Source organism: Streptomyces sp. NPDC107471 (assembly GCF_055582845.1).
Window position 1 is genome coordinate 348,383 of the sequence record NZ_JBVJPC010000009.1, and the last position, 17,844, is coordinate 366,226.

General features: G+C 71.0%; 16 protein-coding genes and 1 pseudogene. 9 read left to right on the forward strand and 8 right to left on the reverse strand.

Annotated elements, in window-relative coordinates; all coding sequences use genetic code 11:
- Positions 1–51: 51 nt before the first annotated feature.
- From ACZ66S_RS29750 to ACZ66S_RS29780, 7 genes are all read right to left on the reverse strand, one after another.
- Complete coding sequence (locus ACZ66S_RS29750; protein ID WP_469904734.1) at positions 52–1,278, reverse strand: TerD family protein; 1,227 nt, start codon at positions 1,276–1,278, stop codon at positions 52–54.
- 52 nt (positions 1,279–1,330) lie between these two features.
- The gene (locus tag ACZ66S_RS29755; protein ID WP_469904621.1) at positions 1,331–2,320 is read right to left on the reverse strand and encodes a zinc-dependent alcohol dehydrogenase family protein; all 990 of its coding nucleotides are present in this window, start codon (positions 2,318–2,320) and stop codon (positions 1,331–1,333) included.
- On the reverse strand, positions 2,317–3,156 hold the full coding sequence (locus tag ACZ66S_RS29760) for a carbohydrate ABC transporter permease (RefSeq protein ID WP_469904622.1): 840 nt from the start codon (positions 3,154–3,156) through the stop codon (positions 2,317–2,319). Before ACZ66S_RS29760 ends, ACZ66S_RS29755 begins: the two co-directional genes overlap by 4 nt.
- A complete protein-coding gene (locus tag ACZ66S_RS29765; RefSeq protein ID WP_469904623.1) occupies positions 3,153–4,091 on the reverse strand; it encodes a carbohydrate ABC transporter permease in 939 nt (312 codons plus the stop codon). The genes ACZ66S_RS29760 and ACZ66S_RS29765 overlap by 4 nt, the downstream gene beginning before the upstream one ends.
- Positions 4,088–5,461, reverse strand: a complete 1,374-nt coding sequence (locus ACZ66S_RS29770; protein ID WP_469904624.1) for an ABC transporter substrate-binding protein — start codon at positions 5,459–5,461, stop codon at positions 4,088–4,090. Before ACZ66S_RS29770 ends, ACZ66S_RS29765 begins: the two co-directional genes overlap by 4 nt.
- A gap of 78 nt (positions 5,462–5,539) precedes the next feature.
- Positions 5,540–6,307 (reverse strand): DeoR/GlpR family DNA-binding transcription regulator, encoded by a 768-nt coding sequence (locus ACZ66S_RS29775; protein ID WP_469904625.1) that lies wholly within the window; start codon positions 6,305–6,307, stop codon positions 5,540–5,542.
- Between the two features lie 306 nt (positions 6,308–6,613).
- On the reverse strand, positions 6,614–7,423 hold the full coding sequence (locus tag ACZ66S_RS29780) for an NAD-dependent epimerase/dehydratase family protein (RefSeq protein WP_469904626.1): 810 nt from the start codon (positions 7,421–7,423) through the stop codon (positions 6,614–6,616).
- Between the two features lie 151 nt (positions 7,424–7,574).
- Between ACZ66S_RS29780 and ACZ66S_RS29785 the strand changes: the two genes are divergently transcribed.
- Together ACZ66S_RS29785 and ACZ66S_RS29790 are read left to right on the forward strand one after the other, a co-directional pair.
- On the forward strand, positions 7,575–8,519 hold the full coding sequence (locus ACZ66S_RS29785; protein ID WP_469904627.1) for a 5-dehydro-4-deoxyglucarate dehydratase: 945 nt from the start codon (positions 7,575–7,577) through the stop codon (positions 8,517–8,519).
- Positions 8,516–9,676 (forward strand): hypothetical protein, encoded by a 1,161-nt coding sequence (locus ACZ66S_RS29790; RefSeq protein ID WP_469904628.1) that lies wholly within the window; start codon positions 8,516–8,518, stop codon positions 9,674–9,676. Before ACZ66S_RS29785 ends, ACZ66S_RS29790 begins: the two co-directional genes overlap by 4 nt.
- Positions 9,677–9,791: 115 nt before the next feature.
- On the opposite strand, the gene ACZ66S_RS29795 is transcribed toward ACZ66S_RS29790, so the two are convergent.
- Positions 9,792–10,994 carry an MFS transporter gene (locus ACZ66S_RS29795; protein ID WP_469904629.1) on the reverse strand — a complete coding sequence of 401 codons (1,203 nt, stop codon included), beginning with the start codon at positions 10,992–10,994 and terminating at the stop codon, positions 9,792–9,794.
- 136 nt (positions 10,995–11,130) lie between these two features.
- On the opposite strand from ACZ66S_RS29795, the gene ACZ66S_RS29800 reads away from it, so the two are divergent.
- From ACZ66S_RS29800 to ACZ66S_RS29830, 7 genes and pseudogenes are all read left to right on the forward strand, one after another.
- A complete protein-coding gene (locus tag ACZ66S_RS29800) occupies positions 11,131–11,715 on the forward strand; it encodes a TIGR03086 family metal-binding protein (RefSeq protein WP_469904630.1) in 585 nt (194 codons plus the stop codon).
- Positions 11,703–12,335: pseudogene (locus ACZ66S_RS29805) on the forward strand (MBL fold metallo-hydrolase); the annotation flags it as partial. The gene ACZ66S_RS29800 and the pseudogene ACZ66S_RS29805, both read left to right, overlap by 13 nt.
- A 163-nt stretch (positions 12,336–12,498) precedes the next feature.
- Complete coding sequence (locus ACZ66S_RS29810; RefSeq protein WP_469904631.1) at positions 12,499–13,155, forward strand: GntR family transcriptional regulator; 657 nt, start codon at positions 12,499–12,501, stop codon at positions 13,153–13,155.
- Positions 13,152–14,063, forward strand: coding sequence for a dihydrodipicolinate synthase family protein (locus ACZ66S_RS29815; protein ID WP_469904632.1), 912 nt, complete (start codon positions 13,152–13,154; stop codon positions 14,061–14,063). The genes ACZ66S_RS29810 and ACZ66S_RS29815 overlap by 4 nt, the downstream gene beginning before the upstream one ends.
- Positions 14,060–15,790 carry an L-arabinonate dehydratase gene (gene araD / locus ACZ66S_RS29820; protein ID WP_469904633.1) on the forward strand — a complete coding sequence of 577 codons (1,731 nt, stop codon included), beginning with the start codon at positions 14,060–14,062 and terminating at the stop codon, positions 15,788–15,790. The genes ACZ66S_RS29815 and araD overlap by 4 nt, the downstream gene beginning before the upstream one ends.
- A 171-nt stretch (positions 15,791–15,961) precedes the next feature.
- Positions 15,962–16,897, forward strand: coding sequence for a carbohydrate ABC transporter permease (locus tag ACZ66S_RS29825; RefSeq protein WP_469904634.1), 936 nt, complete (start codon positions 15,962–15,964; stop codon positions 16,895–16,897).
- Positions 16,894–17,790: a carbohydrate ABC transporter permease gene (locus ACZ66S_RS29830; RefSeq protein WP_469904635.1), complete on the forward strand. Its 897-nt coding sequence runs from the start codon at positions 16,894–16,896 to the stop codon at positions 17,788–17,790. Before ACZ66S_RS29825 ends, ACZ66S_RS29830 begins: the two co-directional genes overlap by 4 nt.
- Positions 17,791–17,844: the final 54 nt, after the last annotated feature.

The following is a 17,844-nucleotide window of genomic DNA, read 5'->3' on the forward strand; positions in this document are numbered from 1 at the left end:
GCCCGGGTCATGGGGAGCTGTGTGATCAGCTCCCCGCGACCCGTTCCCCGGCTACAGCGCCTGGGCGGCCGGCTTCACCATCCCGCGCACCGTGCGGGACTTCACGAAGTCGCCCATCGCCGTCATCTCCCACTCGCCGGAGAACTGCTTGATCAGCTTGGCCATCATCACGCCCGTCTGCGCCTCCGCGTTCGTGAGGTCGAAGCGGACCAGTTCCTCCCCGCTCGCTGCGTCGATGAGGCGGCAGTACGCCTTGGCGACCTCCGTGAACTTCTGGCCGGAGAAGGAGTTGACGGTGAAGACCAGACCGGTGACCTCCTGGGGGAGCCGGCCGAGGTCCACGACGATCACCTCGTCGTCACCGCCGCCCTCGCCCGTGAGGTTGTCGCCGGAGTGCTTGATCGCGCCGCCGACGATGGACAGCTTGCCGAAGTAGCAACTGTCGATGTGGTTGCGCTGCGGGCCGTAGGCGATGACGGACGCGTCGAGGTCGATGTCCTTGCCGCGGTACGCCGGCTCCCAGCCGAGGCCCATCTTGACCTGGGAGAGCAGCGGCCGTCCGCCCTTGACCAGGGAGACGGTCTGGTTCTTCTGGAGGCTGACCCGGCCCTTGTCGAGGTTGATCTTCCCGGCGCCGGGAGCGGGCGGCGCCGGCGGCGCCGGGGGAGCGGCGGGCGCCGGCGGCGCGGCGAGCCGGGGGTCCACGGCCGGGGCGGGCGGGGCGGGCGGGGCCGCCGGGGTCTGCACCGCGGGCGCGACCGGCGGTGCCACCGGCGCCGGGGCGGGTTCCTCCACCGTCACGCCGAAGTCCGTCGCGATCCCGGCCAGGCCGTTGGCGTACCCCTGCCCCACCGCACGGGCCTTCCAGGCGCCGTTGCGCAGGTAGATCTCCACGACGACCAGTGCCGTCTCGGTGCCGAGCTGCGGCGGGGTGAAGGTGGCCAGCTCGCTGTTGTCGTCCGCGTTGCGGATCGTGGCCGTCGGTTCGATGCCCTGGAAGGTCTGGCCCGCGGCGTCCGGGCTCGCGGTGACGACGATCTTCTCGATGCCGGGGGGCAGGGCGGCGGTGTCGACGCTGATCGCGTCCGGCGCCGTACCGCCGCCCGACCGGTAGGTGACCCCCGGTCCCGTCGGCTGGTTGTAGAAGATGAAGTCGTCGTCGGAGCGCACCTTGCCGTCGGCGGTGAGCAGCAGGCCCGATACGTCGAGCCGCACCGGGGCGGAGACGTCCACCGTCACTCGGGCGACGGGGAGGGGAATGTTCGAGCCGGGGGTCATAGCTGTCATGCCCGGTGAACGAGCAAGGGCGCTTTACCGTTCCCTTAATCTTCTACGGCACCACCACGATCTTGCGGCCCACCCCCGAGGCGAACTGGTCCAGCGCCTCGGGATAGCGGTCCAGCGGCAGCCGGTCGCTGATGAAGACGTCGGGGTCCAGGACCCCGGTCGCGAACAGCTCGGCCGCGCGTTCGAAGCTGTGCAGGACCGCCATGGAGCCGGTGATGGTGATCTCCTGGTTGTAGATGCGGTACGGGTCGATCGTCACCCGTGTCGCGTAGTCGGCCACGCCGAACTGCAGGAAGGTGCCGGCCTTGGCGACCCGGTCCAGGCCGTCCTGGATCGCCGCCGCGTTGCCGGTCGCGTCGATCACCAGGTCCCAGCCCTGCGGTCGGTCCAGCTCGTCCGCGTTCCCGGCCGAGGCCGAGACGCCGAGCTTGCGGGCCGTCTCCAGGCGGGCCGCGTTCACGTCGACCACGTCCACGCTCGCCGCGCCGGTCCGCTTGGCCAGCTCCAGCATCATCAGGCCCATGGTCCCGGAGCCGTAGATCAGCACATGGGCGCCCAGCCGGGACTGGAGGACGTCGTACCCGCGGATCGCGCAGGACAGCGGCTCCACCAGAGCGGCGTCCTGCGTACGGACGTGCTCGGGCAGCCGTACGCAGTTGGCGACCGGGGCGACGGCGAACTGCGCCGCACCTCCCGCCGTGGTCACGCCGATCGCGGCCCAGCGTTCACAGAGGTTGTTGTGGCCCGTACGGCAGTACCGGCACTCGTGGCAGTACAGGGACGGGTCCACCGCCACCCGGTCGCCGACCGCGAGCTCGGTGACCTGGGTGCCGACCCCGACCACCTCGCCCGCGAACTCGTGACCCGGCACGATCGGCAGCTCGGGGGCGAACTCGCCCTGGAGGATGTGCAGGTCGGTGCCGCACAGGCCGCACGCGGCGACCTCGACGACGACCTCGCGCGGGCCGGGTGTCGGGTCCGGGACCTCGGCGACGACGGCGCGGCCCACGGACTCGATGACGGCGGCCTTCATTTCACGGCTCCCAGCGACAGGCCCTGGACCAGTTTGTCCTGGGCGGCGAACCCCGCGGCGAGCACCGGCAGGGAGATGACGAGCGACGCGGCGCACACCTTGGCCAGGAACAGGCCCTGGCTGGTGATGAAGCCGGTCAGGAAGACGGGGGCGGTCTCGGCGACCACGCCGGTGAGCACCCTCGCGAAGAGCAGTTCGTTCCAACTGAAGATGAAGCAGATCAGGGCCGTGGCCGCGATGCCCGGCAGGGCGATGGGGGCGACCACGCGCGCGAGGATCGTCGGGAGCCGCGCGCCGTCCACCCGCGCCGCCTCGATCACCGCGACCGGGACCTCGGCGAGGAAGGACTGCATCATCCAGACCGCGATCGGCAGGTTCATCGAGGTGTAGAGGATGACCAGCAGCCAGATGTTGTCGAGCATGTCGGTGTTCTTCGCGAACAGGTAGATGGGCAGCAGGCCCGCGACCACCGGCAGCATCTTCGTGGACAGGAAGAAGAACAGGACGTCCGTCCACTTCTTGACCGGCCGGATGGAGAGCGCGTACGCCGCCGGCAGGGCCAGGAGCAGGACGAAGAGGGTCGAGGTCAGGGAGGCGACGGTCGAGTTGACGAGTGCGGGCCAGGGGCTCGCGCCGCCGCCCGTGCCGAAGAACTCGCGGTAGCCGTCCAGGGTGAGGGCGGCGCCGAAGGAGGGCGGGTTGGTGGCCGCGTCCGACTCCGAGTGGAAGGACGTCAGGGCCATCCAGGCGATCGGCAGGAAGAACACGATCCCCACCAGCCAGGCCACCAGGCCCAGACCAAGTCCCTTGCGCTTCACGGCGATGGTGCTGCTCATGCGCGGCCGACCTCCTCACGGAACAGGGACGACACCACGCGCAGGGCGAAGGTCGCGATGATGATCGAGCCGATGACGACCAGGACGCCGGCGGCCGAGGCGAGGCCGTTCTCGTGGGCCTGGTAGAAGCTCTGGTAGACGGTGTAGGGCAGGTTGGCGGTCCCGAGGCCGCCGGAGGTGATCGTGAAGACCGCGTCGAAGTTCTGCACGATGTAGATCGAGCCCAGCAGGGCGCCGAGTTCGAGATAGCGGCGCAGGTGCGGAAGCGTCAGATAGCGGAAGATCTGCCAGTCGCTCGCGCCGTCCACCCGCGCGGCCTCCATCTGCTGCTGGTCGCGGCTCTGCAGGCCGGCCAGCAGGATGAGCATCATGAACGGGGTCCACTGCCAGACCAGGGAGGCCTCGACCGCGAGCAGCGGGGTGTTGGAGATCCAGTCCGGCTGTGGGCCGCCCACATAGTGCAACAACCCGTTGAGCAGGCCGTATTCAGGGTTGTAGAGCACATGCTTCCAGAGCAGCGCCGCTGCCACCGGGACCACCAGGAAGGGGGCGATCAGCAGGGTGCGGACCACGCCCCGGCCCTTGAACCGGCGGTCCAGCAGCAGGGCCAGGAGCAGCCCGAGGACCAGGCTGACCAGGACCACGGTCACCGTCAGCAGGATCGTCGTCCACACCGAGTGGCGCAGGTCCGCGTCGGTGAGGACCTCCTGGTAGTTGTCGACGCCGGTGAAGTGACGGGCCTTGGGGTAGAGGGCGTTCCAGTCGAAGAACGAGATCACCACCGTGGCCACGAAGGGCAGTTGGGTGACCACGATCATGAAGATCAGGGCGGGGAGCAGCGGGGCGCGGGTGGCCCAGGCGCGCAGTCGGCCCGAGGGCCGGCGGGCGGTGCTCACGGGGGTGGTGGCCGGCGGGGCCATGGTCGTGGCGGTCATCGTCCCTCGTACTCCTCGGAGATCTTCTCGGCGATCCGCTGGGACTTCTTCAGGGCCGACTCGACGGACTGGCGTCCGGCGATGGCCGCGCTGATCTCCTGGGAGACCCTGGTGCCGAGGTCGGTGAACTCGGGGATGCCGACGAACTGGATGCCGGGCGCGGGGCGCGGCTGCACGCCCGGGTCGTTCGGCCGGGCCTGTTCGATGGCCCGCTTGGTCATCTCCTGGAAGGCGGCGGCCTCCTTGGCGTAGGCCGGGTTGGTGTACGTCGAGGCCCGCTTGCCGGCCGGGACGTTGGACCAGCCGATCTGGTCGCCGACCAGTTGCTCGTACTGCTTGCTGGAGGCCCAGGAGACGAACTTCCAGGCCTTGTCGGGGTTGCGGGAGGCGTCCTGGATGCCCCAGGCCCAGGTGTAGAGCCAGCCGGAGGACTCCGTCCTCTCCACGGGGGCGGGGGCGTAGCCCACCTTGCCCTTGACCGGGGAGCCCTTCGCCTCCAGGGAACCGGCCGCGGAGGTGGCGTCGTACCACATGGCGACCTTGCCCTGGGTCATGTTGTTGAGGCACTCGGCGAAGCCGGACTGGGCGGCGCCGGACTCGCCGTGCTCGCGGACGAGGTCGACGTAGAACTTCGTCGCCTTCTCGAAGGCGGGAGAGTCGAGGCGGGCCTTCCAGCCCTTGTCGAACCAGGTGCCGCCGAAGGTGTTCACGACCGTGGTGAGGGGTGCCATGACCTCGCCCCAGCCCGGCAGACCGCGCAGGCAGATGCCCTTCATGCCGGGCTCGGCCCCGTCGGCCTTCGCCGCCAGGTCCGCCACCTGCTGCCAGGTGGGACGGGCCGGCATCGTCAGGCCCTTCTGCTCGAAGACGTCCTTGCGGTACATCAGGAAGGACGACTCGCCGTAGAAGGGCTGGCCGTAGAGCTTGCCGTCGTCGCCGGTCAGCGACTGGCGCATCGGTGCCAGGACGTCCTTCTCGTCGTACGCCGGGTCCTTGGCGACGTACGAGTCCATCTCGTGCAGCCAGCCGTTGCGGGCGTAGATCGGGATCTCGTAGTTGGACAGGGTCGCCACGTCGTACTGGCCGGCCTGGTTGGCGAAGTCCTGGCTGATCTTGTCGCGGACGTCGTTCTCGGGCAGGACGGTGAAGTTGACCTTGATCCCGGTCTCCTTGGTGAAGTGGGCTCTGGTCAGCTTCTGCAACTCGGTCATCTGGGGGTTGTTGACCATCAGGACGTTGATGGCGTCGCCGCCCGACCCCGCCCCGCCCGCGCCGACCCAGCAGCCGGACAGCAGCGGGGCGAGCAGCGTCCCTGCGGCGGCCATGGCGAGCGTGGCTCGCGGTGGCCGTCGTCGGCTCTGGGTTCGCATGGATCGCTCCTGGACATAGAGGGATATAACGGGCGCCTCGGGGGCGCGGAAGTCCTGCTGGTCGCGTCGGCCGGAGGGTCAGACGCGGATGACCTGGGGTCCCAGCAGTGAGTAGCGGTGGGCCTCGGAGGAGGGCAGCAGCGTGCTGGTCACGATCGCCTCCAGTGCGCCGATCTCCGCGAACCGGCAGAAGCTGACCGCGCCGAACTTGGTGTGCACACCGGCGAACACGGTCCGGCGCGCGGCCCGGATCGCCTGCGCCTTGACCTCGCTCACGGCCGGGTCGGGGGTGGTGAGGCCGTGTTCGCGGGAGATGCCGTTGGCGCCGATGTAGGCGAGGTCGAGGACGAAACCGGCCAGCATCTTGGTCGTCCAGTGGTCGACGGTCGCCAGGGTGCCGGGGCGGACCCGGCCGCCGAGCAGCAGGACGGAGGTGTTCTCGGCCTCCGCGAGCGCACCGGCGACCGGGAGGGACGCGGTGACCACGGTCAGCGGCCGGTCCCGGGGCAGGGCCTCGGCGATGAGCTGCGGGGTGAAGCCCTCGTCGACGAAGACCGTCTCGGCGTCCCCGAGCAGCTCGGCCGCGGCGGCCGCGACCCTGCGTTTCTCGGGCACGTGGCTGGTGGCGCGGAAGGCGAGCGTCGTCTCGAACCCGGCGCTCTCCACGGGGTAGGCGCCGCCGTGCGTCCGGCGGACCAGGCCGTGGTCCTCCAGGGCGCGGAGGTCTCGCCTCACCGTCTCCTTGGCGACGCCGAGTTGTGCGGCCAGGGTGTTGACGTCCACGGCGCCCGTGGTGCGGGCGGTCCGTACGATCTCCCGCTGGCGTTCTTCCGCGGTTCTGGTCATTCGGTCACCCGCCTTCCTGTCGTGTGCTGCCCGTTCGGGCCGATGCAGGAAGTTGTACAGCGGGTGGGGTGTGGTGACCAGGTCTGTTGCTCGGGTGATAGTGACCGCGTGTGCCCGTTCGGGCGGGGCGCGCCTCCTGGTTCGGGTGGTTCGGTCGTACGGCGGCTGCCGGTGCGTTGTGGCTGGTCGCGCAGTTCCCCGCGCCCCTGGGGGCGGCGCTTCGCACCTGCCCCCCACGCTGTCTCTCGTGCCCGGAACGACTGAGGGCGGGCCCGTTCTGTGCCCGCCCGTCCGTGCGTCGGTGTCTCAGTACGGCCAGATCGGCGGGTCCGTCACGAACGGGCCGCCCAGGTAGGCGTGGCCCTCGTTGCCCTCCTGGAGTTCGCCCTGCTCGGCGATCAGCTTCTCGGCGTAGGGCTCGGAGTCGTCCTGCGGGTCGTAGCCGAGGGCGCGCGCGGTGGTGAGGTCCCACCACAGGCGTGTGTTGGCGGAGGAGCCGTAGACCACGGTGTGGCCGACCTGCTCGGCGGTCAGGGCCGCGTGGAAGAGGCGGGCGCCGTCGGCCGGGCTCATCCACAGCGAGAGCATGCGCACGCTGGTCGGCTCGGGGAAGCAGGAGCCGATGCGCACGGAGACGGTCTCCAGGCCGTGCTTGTCCCAGTAGAACTGCGCGAGGTCCTCGCCGAAGGACTTGGACAGACCGTAGAAGGTGTCCGGGCGGCGCGGCGCGTCGATCGGGATCAGCGGGTCGTCGCCCCGGGGGCGCGGGGTGTAGCCCACCGCGTGGTTGGAGGAGGCGAAGACGATCCGTCCGACGCCCTCCGCGTGCGCGGCCTCGTACAGGTGGTAGGTGCCCTCGATGTTCGCCTTCAGGATCTTCTCGAAGGGGGCTTCCAGGGAGATGCCCGCGAGGTGGATGATCGCGTCGACGCCCCGTACGGCCTCGCGCAGCGCGTCCCTGTCGGCGAGGTCCGCGACGATCGCGTCCGGCTCGCCCTCGACGGGCCGCAGGTCGAGCAGGCGCAGCTCGTAGCCGTAGGCCGGGAGCAGATCCCGCATCAGGGTGCCGAGCCCGCCGGCGGCGCCTGTGAGCAGAACGGTACGGGGAGCGGGCATCCGCAAGTCTCCTTGAACGGGCTCATGAGTACGGTATTCACATGCGTGGACAAGTTAGGGATCGCTTCTTGACTTCGTCAAGGGTGGCGCGATGCGTGTTCATAAATATAAACTCTGATCAGTATTCTGCATGCCACTTTAGGGAGAGCCTGTGACGCCGTCCGCCGACCTCGCCCACCGACTCGGCATCCCCAGCGGGCCGCTGTTCTTCCCCGTCACCGCCTACGGCCCCGACGGATCCCTCGACCTCGCCGTGTACCGCGCGCACGTACGCCGAGGCGTGGACGCGGGGGCCGCGGCCGTGTTCGCCTGCTGCGGCACCGGGGAGTTCCACGCGCTCACGCCCGAGGAGTTCGAGGCGTGCGTCCGGGCGGCCGTCGAGGAGACGGCGGGGCGCGTGCCGGTGGTCGCGGGCGCCGGATACGGCACCGCGCTCGCCGTCCGGTACGCGCGGCTCGCCGAGGCGGCCGGCGCCGACGGGCTGCTCGCCATGCCGCCCTACCTCGTCGTGGCCGGGCAGGAGGGACTGGTGCGGCACTACCGCGAGGTGGCCGCCGCGACCGCGCTCCCGGTGATCGTCTACCAGCGCGACAACGCCGTCTTCACCCCGGAGTCCGTCGTCGAACTGGCCCGCACCGAGGGGATCATCGGCCTCAAGGACGGCCTCGGCGACCTCGACCTGATGCAGCGGACCGTCAGCGCGGTGCGCACCGAGGTCCCCGGCGACTTCCTCTACTTCAACGGACTGCCGACCGCCGAGCAGACCCAGCTCGCCTACCAGGCCATCGGCGTCCCCCTCTACTCCTCCGCCGTCTTCTGCTTCGCCCCCGAGATCGCCCTCGCCTTCCACCGCGCGCTCGTCGACGGCGACCGGGCGACCGCCGACCGGCTGCTCGACGGCTTCTACCGGCCCTTCGTGGAACTGCGCGCGCAGGGCCGCGGGTACGCCGTCTCCCTCGTCAAGGCCGCCGTCCGCATGCGGGGGCTCGACGTGGGCGAGGTCCGCCCGCCGCTGCACGAACCGGGCGAGGACCATGTGAAGCAGCTCGCCGAGATCATCGAGCGCGGGTACGCGCTGCTGGAGGAGGCACAGTGAAGGCGTCCACCTTCGTCTACCCCTGGGACGTCAACGGGGACCCCGAGGCCGCGGCCCGCATCGCCGGGCTCGGCGTGCGGCAGGCGACCCTCGCCTCCGCCTACCACTCCACGCGCGCGCTGACCCCCCGTCACCCGCGCCACCGCATCGTCACCGCCGAGCACGCGGCCGTGCTGTACCCCACGGACTCCCGCTGGGAGAAGCGCGCCCTGCGGCCGTACCCTGCCGGCGACTGGGCCCCCGGCGACGCCTACGGCGAGGCGGCGGAGGCCCTGGCGGGGGCGGGTCTCGACGTGCACACCTGGGTCGTCCTCGCGCACAACTCCCGCCTGGGCGCCGAGCATCCGGACACCTCCGTCGTCAACGCCTACGGCGACCGCTACCCGTGGGCCCCGTGCATCGCGCAGCCCGCCACGCGCGCGTACCTCGTCGACCTCGCCGTCGAGGCCGCCGTACGCCCGGGCGCCGCCGGCACCGAACTGGAGTCCCTCGGCTGGTACGGCCTCCAGCACCTGCACGCCCACGACAAGACCGGCGGGGTGCCGCTCGGCGACGCCGGCCTGTACCTCATGGCGCTCTGCTTCTGCGGGACGTGCCGCGAGGGGTACGGCGAACAGGGGCTGGACGCCGACGCGCTCGCCGCCGCCGTCCGCGCCGCCCTGGAGCCGTTGTGGCAGGGGGCGCCGGACGACGGGGGCTGGGCCGGGGTCGAGAAGCTCCTGGGCTTCGAACAGGCGGCGGCCACGCGCGCGTGGCGGGACGGGACCGCCCGGACGCTCCAGGAGACCGCGGTGCGGGCCGTACGCTCGGCCGCCCCCGAGGGCTTCCAGATCCTGCTGCACGCCGACCCCGTGACCTACCACGTCGGCGCCAACGTGGGCGTCGACCCCGAGCACATCCTGTCCGTCGCGGACGGGGTCGTCGTGCCCTGCGCGGGCGGCCCGGACCTGCTTGCGCCCTTCGCCGGGGTCCGCGAGGGCGCGGTCGTCGCCGCCAACTTCACGGTCGTGTCGGGCATGGGCGGCAGCCCCGGCACGCTCGCGACGGACGCGTCCCGCGCGCGGGCGGCCGGCGCGAGCGAACTCCGGCTGTACCACGCCGGGTTGGCGTCGGACGACGACCTGGAGGCGATCCGAGAGGGGTTGTCCCGCGTCTGAGGCAGGGGGTTCGGGTGGCGAGCCGTATGACGCCGGGTTGGGGGTCGGGGGCCTGGAGGTGGTCCGCTCGTCTCTGGGCCGCCTTTGACGCAGGGGGCCCGGGCGGCGAGTCGTGTTACGCCGGGTTGGCGTCCGACGGCGATCTGGGTGCGGTCCGGTCGGCCCCGGGGCGCCTCTGGAGCAGCGGGATCGTCGCGGTGAGCCACAGCGTGCCCAGCACGGCTGACAGTGGTCGCTGGTCGGCCAGTTCGACCAGGGCCGCGCCCACCGCGAGACCGAGCACGTTCGGGGCGTACACCAGGGTGTTGGCGGTGGCGACCGTACGGCCCAGCAGGGCGTCCGGGGTCTCGCGCTGCACGGCGGTGAGCGCGGCGATCAGCACACAGGGCAGGCCCAGGCCGACGGCCGCGCCGCACACCAGGACCAGCGGGTCGGACGGGACCGCCCGCAGTCCGGCGGCCACGGCGGTCAGGGCGATGCCGTACGCGGCGAACCGGCGTCCGCCGAGTCGGCGCAGGGCGGGCCCGGAGAGCAGCCCCACCGCCACCGAACCGGCGCCCTGGACGGCGTACAGCGCACCGGCGTACGCGGGGGAGTGGCCGAGTCCGTCGATCACGGCGTACATCAGCGCGCCGTTGACCCCCGCGCAGAGCATGGTGGTGGCGCCCGCCAGGATCAGGGGGCGGAGCGTGGGGTGGGCCCATATGTGGCGGGCGCCTTCCGTGAACGGGGTGCGAGGGGACGGGCCGGGTCCGTCCTCCCGGACGCGCAGACCGCGGTAGAGGAGCGCGGCGAGCACGAACGTGAACGCGTCCAGGAGGGCCACCGCGGGGCCGCCGTAGAGGGTGTAGAGGCCCGCTCCGGCCAGGGGGGCCACCAGTTTCATGCCCTCGTTGACCGCCATGCGCAGCCCGTTGAAGTCGCCGAGCAGGGCCGGGGCGACCGTGCCGGCGACCAGGGCCGACTCCACGGCGTCCAGGACGACGCCCGTCGCGCCGTAGACGAGGAGGACCGCGAGGACGACCGTGACCCGCTCGGTGAGGAGGGCCGGGAGCAGGGCCGCCAGCAGCAGGTTGCCGCCGATCAGCAGCGGTTTGCGGCGGACCCGGTCGGCGATCGTGCCGAGCAGCGGGCCCGCCAGGGTGGGCAGCCACATCGCGAGCATGCACAGCGCCGCCAGACCGTCCGAGCCGGTGAGGTCCTTGACCCAGACGCCGGACACCAGCCACAGGGCCGAGGTGCCGAAGCCGGAGACGAGCACCCCGCTGAGACAGAGCCTGGCGTCGCGGTCGTGGAGCACCGCCCATGTCTTCGTCATGCCTGCCCATCGTGGGTCTAAGGCCCCCGCGACGGGATGGGGCAGGTTCCCTAGAACGCGGGCGAACGCGGGCGATGAGTTTTCGCGACGGCGGCGGTCCACCTCTTGTCACATCGCGAACCCTGAGGAGCACCGCATGACCGTTCCGCCCCTGGACCTCGGACCGCAGACCCGCGTCATCGCCCTGCTGGCCGAGGGCGTCACCGACGAACAGCTCGGGTACGCCACGCCGTGTCCCGAGTACCCGGTGCGCAACCTGCTCGGCCACCTGCTCGGCCTCTCCGTCGCCTTCCGCGACGCCGGCCGCAAGGACCTCGGCGCCACCACCGACACCCCGCCGACCGACTCCGTCCCGGACATCGGCCCGGGCTGGCGCGAGGAGCTCCCCAAGGTCCTCGACGAACTCGCCGAGGCCTGGCGCGACCCGGCCGCCTGGACCGGCATGACCCGCGCGGGCGGTGTCGACCTGCCCGGCGAGATCGCCGCGGCCGTCGCCGTCGACGAACTGGTCGTCCACGGCTGGGACCTGGCCATGGCCACCGGCCAGCCGTACGACCCGGACCCCGCCGCGCTCCGGTCGACGTACGACTTCCTGGAGGCCTCCGCCGAGGACCCGAGCCGGGACGCCATCTTCGGCCCGATCGTCCCGGTGCCCCAGGAAGCGCCGCTGCTGGACCGGGCCCTGGGCCTGAGCGGGCGGAACCCGGGCTGGATGCCGTAGACGCCGGGACCGCCTCCCCGCACCCGGCGCCGGCCGCCCCTGCTCCGGCCGTCTGCTGCGCGGCGGGGGCGCCGAGGTGTGGGTGGACGCCGGGCCCGTAACCTTCGCGGAGTTGCAGCGGCACACGGATCCGTCCCGCCTGACGGCGATCCGGATCTCCCACCCGCACGCCGACCTCCCCCGGTCTCGGCCTCGCTCGACCGGGCGGTGCCGAAGAACCCGGCGAGCCGGTGGGCGCAGCCGGGTGGCGCGTACACCGGGATCGGGGCGGACGGGGTGAGTCCGCCTGCCATCCCCTGTACGACGGCCATGACGTCCGGCACTGGAACCTCCGGCCCGCCGCACGGGCCGGCGCGCACGACACCGAGGCGTACGGGCTGCGCGCCGAGTGCGCCGGACGCGTCCTCGCGTACCCGGGGACGTCGGGCCCTGCGCGGCCCTGGTCGAACTCGCCGCGGAGTCGGACGTGTTCCTGTGCGAGGCGGACATCGACCGGCATCGCGAAGGCGAACAGGTCCACCTGACCCCCTAGGACCCCGGTGACATCGGGCCCACGCTCACCCAGGTAGGCGGCGACCACGCGTGCGGCCGCCGCCTTCGAGGGCGCCACCCGGCTCGTCCGCCCCTCGTCCTCACCGCGACTTCAACTTCCTTTGCCGGAAGCATTGACGAAACATCACGCCCCTCCTACCTTCAACGCGTCGTACTTCGTACGTCATATATGAGACGCGATACGCGAGATCAGATACGCAAGATCCGATACGCGAGATCCGAGAGGCGCGCATGACCTCTGTGCCCACGCCGATCCCCTCCCGCACGCAGTACGTGCTGGAGGAGATCAAACGCCGCATCCTCACCGGGCGCCTGACGCCTGGTCAGGCCCTGGTGGAGACCGAACTCGCCGCCCAGTTCGGGGTGTCCAAGACCCCGGTGCGCGAGGCGCTCAAGACCCTGGCCGGGACCGGGCTCGTCGTGATGAGCCAGTACAAGGGCGTCACGGTGCGCATGGTGGACGCGGACATGGCGCGCGAGGTCTACGACGTCCGGCTGCTCCTCGAACCCGAGGCGCTGAAGCGGGCCGTGCGGCGCGGGGCGTCGCTGGAGGCCGCGCGGGACGCCCTGACCCGGGCCGACGACGCCACCGACACCGCCGAACGCTCCCTCGCCAACCGGGAGTTCCACCGCGCCCTCTACCTGCCCTGCGGCAATCCGCTGCTCGGCCGGATGCTCGACGAGGTCCGGGACCAGGCTGCCCTGGTCTCCGCCGTCGCCTGGGCCGCCTCGCCCTCCTGGGACCGGGAGGCGGGGGAGCACCGGGAGATCCTGCGGCTCGCCCTGGCCGGCGACGCGGACGGCGCGGCCCGCGCCCTGCACGCCCACATCGCGTCCTTCGTGGAACGAGCGTTCCCCGGAGTGCTGGAACAGGAAGGCCAGGAATGAGCGGCGAGAGCTTCGAGACCCAGCGGGCGGCCCTGGCCGACGTGGTGGCGATCCCGGTGACCCCGTTCGCCGAGGACGGCACCGTCGACCGGGCCACCCACCGGGCCCTGCTGCGCCGGCTGCTCGACGCGGGGATCACCACCCTCACCCCCAACGGCAACACCGGCGAGTTCTACGCCCTCAGCCCCGAGGAGCGCCGCCTGGTCACGGAGTCGACCGTCGAGGAGGCCGGGGAGCGGGCGGACATCCTCGTCGGCGTCGGCCACGACGTCCCCACCGCCGTCGCCTCCGCCCGGCACGCCAGGGAGCTCGGCGCGGGCATGGTCATGGTCCACCAGCCCGTCCACCCCTACGTCTCGCAGGCCGGCTGGATCGACTACCACCGGGCGATCGCCTCGGCCGTCCCGGAGCTCGGGGTCGTCCCGTACATCCGCAACGCCCAGCTCGGCGGCGACCGGCTCGCCGAACTCGCCGACGCCTGCCCCAACGTGATCGGCGTGAAGTACGCCGTCCCGGACGCGGCCAAGTTCGCCGCCTTCGCCCGGGACGCGGGACTGGAACGCTTCGTATGGGTCGCGGGCCTCGCCGAGCCCTACGCCCCCTCCTACTTCTCCGCGGGCGCCACCGGCTTCACCTCCGGGCTCGTGAACGTCGCCCCGGCCGTTTCGCTGAACATGATTGAAGCGCTTCGATCTGGTGACTACCCGGCCGCCATGAAGGTCTGGGAGCAGATCCGCCGCTTCGAGGAACTCCGCGCCGCGAACGGCTCCGCCGACAACGTCACCGTCGTCAAGGAGGCCCTCGCCTCCCTCGGCCTGTGCCGCCGCGAAGTGCGCCCGCCCAGCCGCGAGTTGCCCGAGAGCGCCCGCGCCGAGGTCGCCGCGATAGCCGCCGGGTGGTCCATATGACCGACAGGAAGCGCCCCGAAGAGCTCCGAAGCCACCAGTGGTACGGCACCGAGGGCCAGTTGCGCACCTGGTCGCACAACGCCCGCATGCGGCAGCTCGGTTACGAGGCCGAGGAGTACCGGGGCCGCCCGGTGATCGCCGTCCTCAACACCTGGTCCGACATCAACCCCTGCCACGTCCACCTGCGCGAGCGCGCGGAGGCGGTCAAGCGGGGAGTGTGGCAGGCCGGCGGCTTCCCGCTGGAGTTCCCGGTCGCCACCCTGTCCGAGACCTACCAGAAGCCGACCCCGATGCTCTACCGCAACCTCCTCGCCATGGAGACGGAGGAGCTGCTGCGGTCGTACCCGATCGACGCGGCGGTGCTGCTCGGCGGCTGTGACAAGTCGACCCCCGCACTGCTCATGGGCGCGGCCTCGGCCGACGTCACCTCGATCTTCGTGCCCGCGGGGCCGATGCTGCCGGGGCACTGGCGCGGCGAGACCCTCGGCTCCGGCACCGACATGTGGAAGTACTGGGACGAGCACCGCGCGGGCAACCTGACCGACTGCGAACTGCGCGAACTCCAGGGCGGGTTGGCCCGCTCCCCGGGCCACTGCATGACCATGGGGACCGCGTCCACGATGACCGCGGCGGCGGAGACCCTCGGCATGACCCTGCCGGGCGCCTCCTCGATCCCGGCCGTGGACTCCGCGCACGAGCGGATGGCCGCGGCCTCCGGGCGCCGGGCGGTCGAGCTCGCCTGGACCGGGCTCAGGCCGTCCGAGATCCTCACCCGTGAGGCCTTCGAGGACGCCGTCACCACGGTGCTCGGGCTCGGCGGCTCCACCAACGCGGTCATCCACCTGATCGCGATGGCGGGACGCTGCCAGGTCCCGCTCACCCTCGACGACTTCGACCGCATCGCGCGGACGGTGCCGGTGCTGGCGAACGTCCGGCCCGGCGGACAGACGTACCTGATGGAGGACTTCCACTTCGCCGGTGGTCTGCCCGCCTTCCTCTCCCGGATCACCGACCTGCTCCACCTGGACCGGCCCACCGTCAACGGCACGCTGGGCGAGCAGATCGAGGGGGCCGTCGTCCACGACGACGACGTCATCCGCCCCCGCGACAACCCGGTCGCGAGCGAGGGCGGGGTCGCCGTCCTGCGCGGCAACCTCTGCCCGGACGGTGCCGTCATCAAGCACATCTCCGCCGAACCGCACCTGCTCAAGCACACCGGGCCCGCGGTCGTCTTCGACGACTACCGGACCATGCAACGCACCATCAACGACCCGGCGTTGGACATCACCGCCGACACCGTGCTGGTGCTGCGCAACGCCGGCCCCAAGGGCGGCCCGGGAATGCCCGAGTACGGGATGCTGCCGATCCCGGACCACCTGCTCAAGCAGGGCGTGCGGGACATGGTCCGTATCTCCGACGCCCGTATGAGCGGCACGAGTTACGGCGCGTGCGCGCTGCACGTGGCGCCCGAGTCGTACGTCGGCGGACCGCTCGGCCTCGTGCGCACGGGGGACAGCATCACCCTCGACGTCGAGGCACGCTCCCTGCAACTCAACGTGGACGAGGAGGAGTTGGAGCGCCGCCGGACAGACTGGGCCCCTCCGCCCATCCGCTACGAGCGAGGCTACGGCGCCCTCTACAACGACCAGATCACCCAGGCCGACACAGGCTGCGACTTCGAGTTCCTGGCACGCCCAGGCAAGGCCCCAGATCCCTACGCGGGCTGACTGAACCCACTCAGGGGCGGGGGGAACTGCGCGACAAGCCCCAACGCACCCGCACTCGCCACACAGCAGCACGAGGCACCCCGTACCGCGAGAACCGGGGCGGACCCCTGCACAACGAGAAAGCGCTTCCCGTACGACCACCGCACGACGTACCCAGAACGGAGACCTGTCATGGCCCAAGCCGCAGCCGTGGCGAAACCGCCCGCGCCACCCCGGCGACGCCGTGCCTCCGCCACGCCGCGCAGGCTGCCGTACCTGCTGATCGCACCGGCGGCCCTGCTGATGCTGGGCTTCATCGCCTACCCGGTCATCAGCGTCTTCTACTACAGCCTGCAGAACTACAACCCCACCAAGCCGTGGCGCAACGGCTACGCGGGCTTCGACAACTTCGTCCACATCTTCACCGAGGACCCGCAGTTCTGGGACACCCTGGCCTTCAGCGCCAAGTGGGTCTTCGTCGAGGTCGGACTCCAGCTCCTGTTCGGCCTGGCGCTCGCGCTGATCGTCAACCAGACCTTCGTGGGCCGGGCGATGGGCCGCGCGCTCGTCTTCTCCCCGTGGGCCGTCTCCGGGGTACTGACCTCCGCGATCTGGGTGCTGCTCTACAACTCGCAGACCGGTATCACCCGTTACCTCGCCGACATGGGCATCGGCTCCTACGGCACGAGCTGGCTCTCGGACACCTCCACCGTCTTCTCGGCGGCGGTCGTCGCCGACCTGTGGCGCGGGGTCCCCTTCTTCGCCATCCTCATCCTCGCCGACCTCCAGTCCGTCTCGAAGGACCTGTACGAGGCCGCCGAGGTCGACGGGGCCAGCACGATCAAGCAGTTCTGGCACATCACGCTCCCGCACCTCAAGGACGCGATCATCCTGTCCACGCTGCTGCGCGCGGTGTGGGAGTTCAACAACGTCGACCTGCTCTACACCCTGACCGGCGGCGGCCCCGCGGGGGAGACGACCACCCTCCCGCTCTACATCGCCAACACCAGCGTCGACGCCCACAACTTCGGCTACGCGTCCGCCCTGACCACGGTCGCGTTCGTGATTCTGCTCTTCTGCTCGATGGTGTACCTGCGGCTGAGCAAGTTCGGAGGCGGTTCCAAGTGATCACCAAGGAGGCCACGGAGGTCGCACCCGCCCCGGTGCGCGAGACGCCGGAACCGCCCCGCTCGGTGAAGCACCGCCGCGCCTGGGACGAGGTCCCGCGGTGGCACATCTACCTGCCGCTGTCGATCTACCTCGTCTTCACGCTCATCCCCTTCTACTGGATCCTGCTCTTCGCGCTGCGCCCGGCCGGCTCGACCTCGCTGGTGCCCTGGCCGATCACCTTCGACCACTTCGAGAAGGTGTGGACGGAGCGGGCCTTCGGCACCTACTTCGAGAACAGCGTGTACGTCGGCCTCGCCACCCTGGTGGTGACGACACTCGTCGCCCTGGCCGGCGGCTACGCCCTCGCCCGGTTCGACTTCAAGGTCAAGAACGCGTTCATGCTGGCGCTGCTGTGCTCGCAGTTCGTGCCGGGCGCGCTGCTCCTGGTGCCGCTGTTCGAGATCTTCGCCGAGCTGAAGATGATCAACTCGCTGGGCAGCGTCATCATCGCCGAGACGGTGTTCCAGTTGCCCCTGTCGATGATCCTGATCAGCAACTTCATCAAGAACGTGCCGTACTCCCTGGAGGAGGCGGCCTGGGTCGACGGCTGCAACCGGCTTACGGCGTTCCGGATCGTCGTCCTGCCGCTGCTGCGTCCCGGTCTCATCGCCGTCGGTTCCTTCGCCTTCGTGCACTCCTGGAACCACTTCCTGTTCGCCCTGATGTTCCTCAACAACCAGGACAAGCAGACGATCCCGGTCGGCCTCAACACCCTGATGAGCGCGGACAGCGTCGACCTCGGCGCGCTGGCCGCCGGCGGCATCATCGCCGCCGTGCCCGTGGTCATCGTGTTCGCCTTCATCCAGAAGTGGCTGATCACGGGCTTCAGCGCGGGGGCGGTGAAGGGATGACACTCCGTCGGATCAGCGGAACGCAGACGTCGACGGCCTCGGTGACGTCCGGTG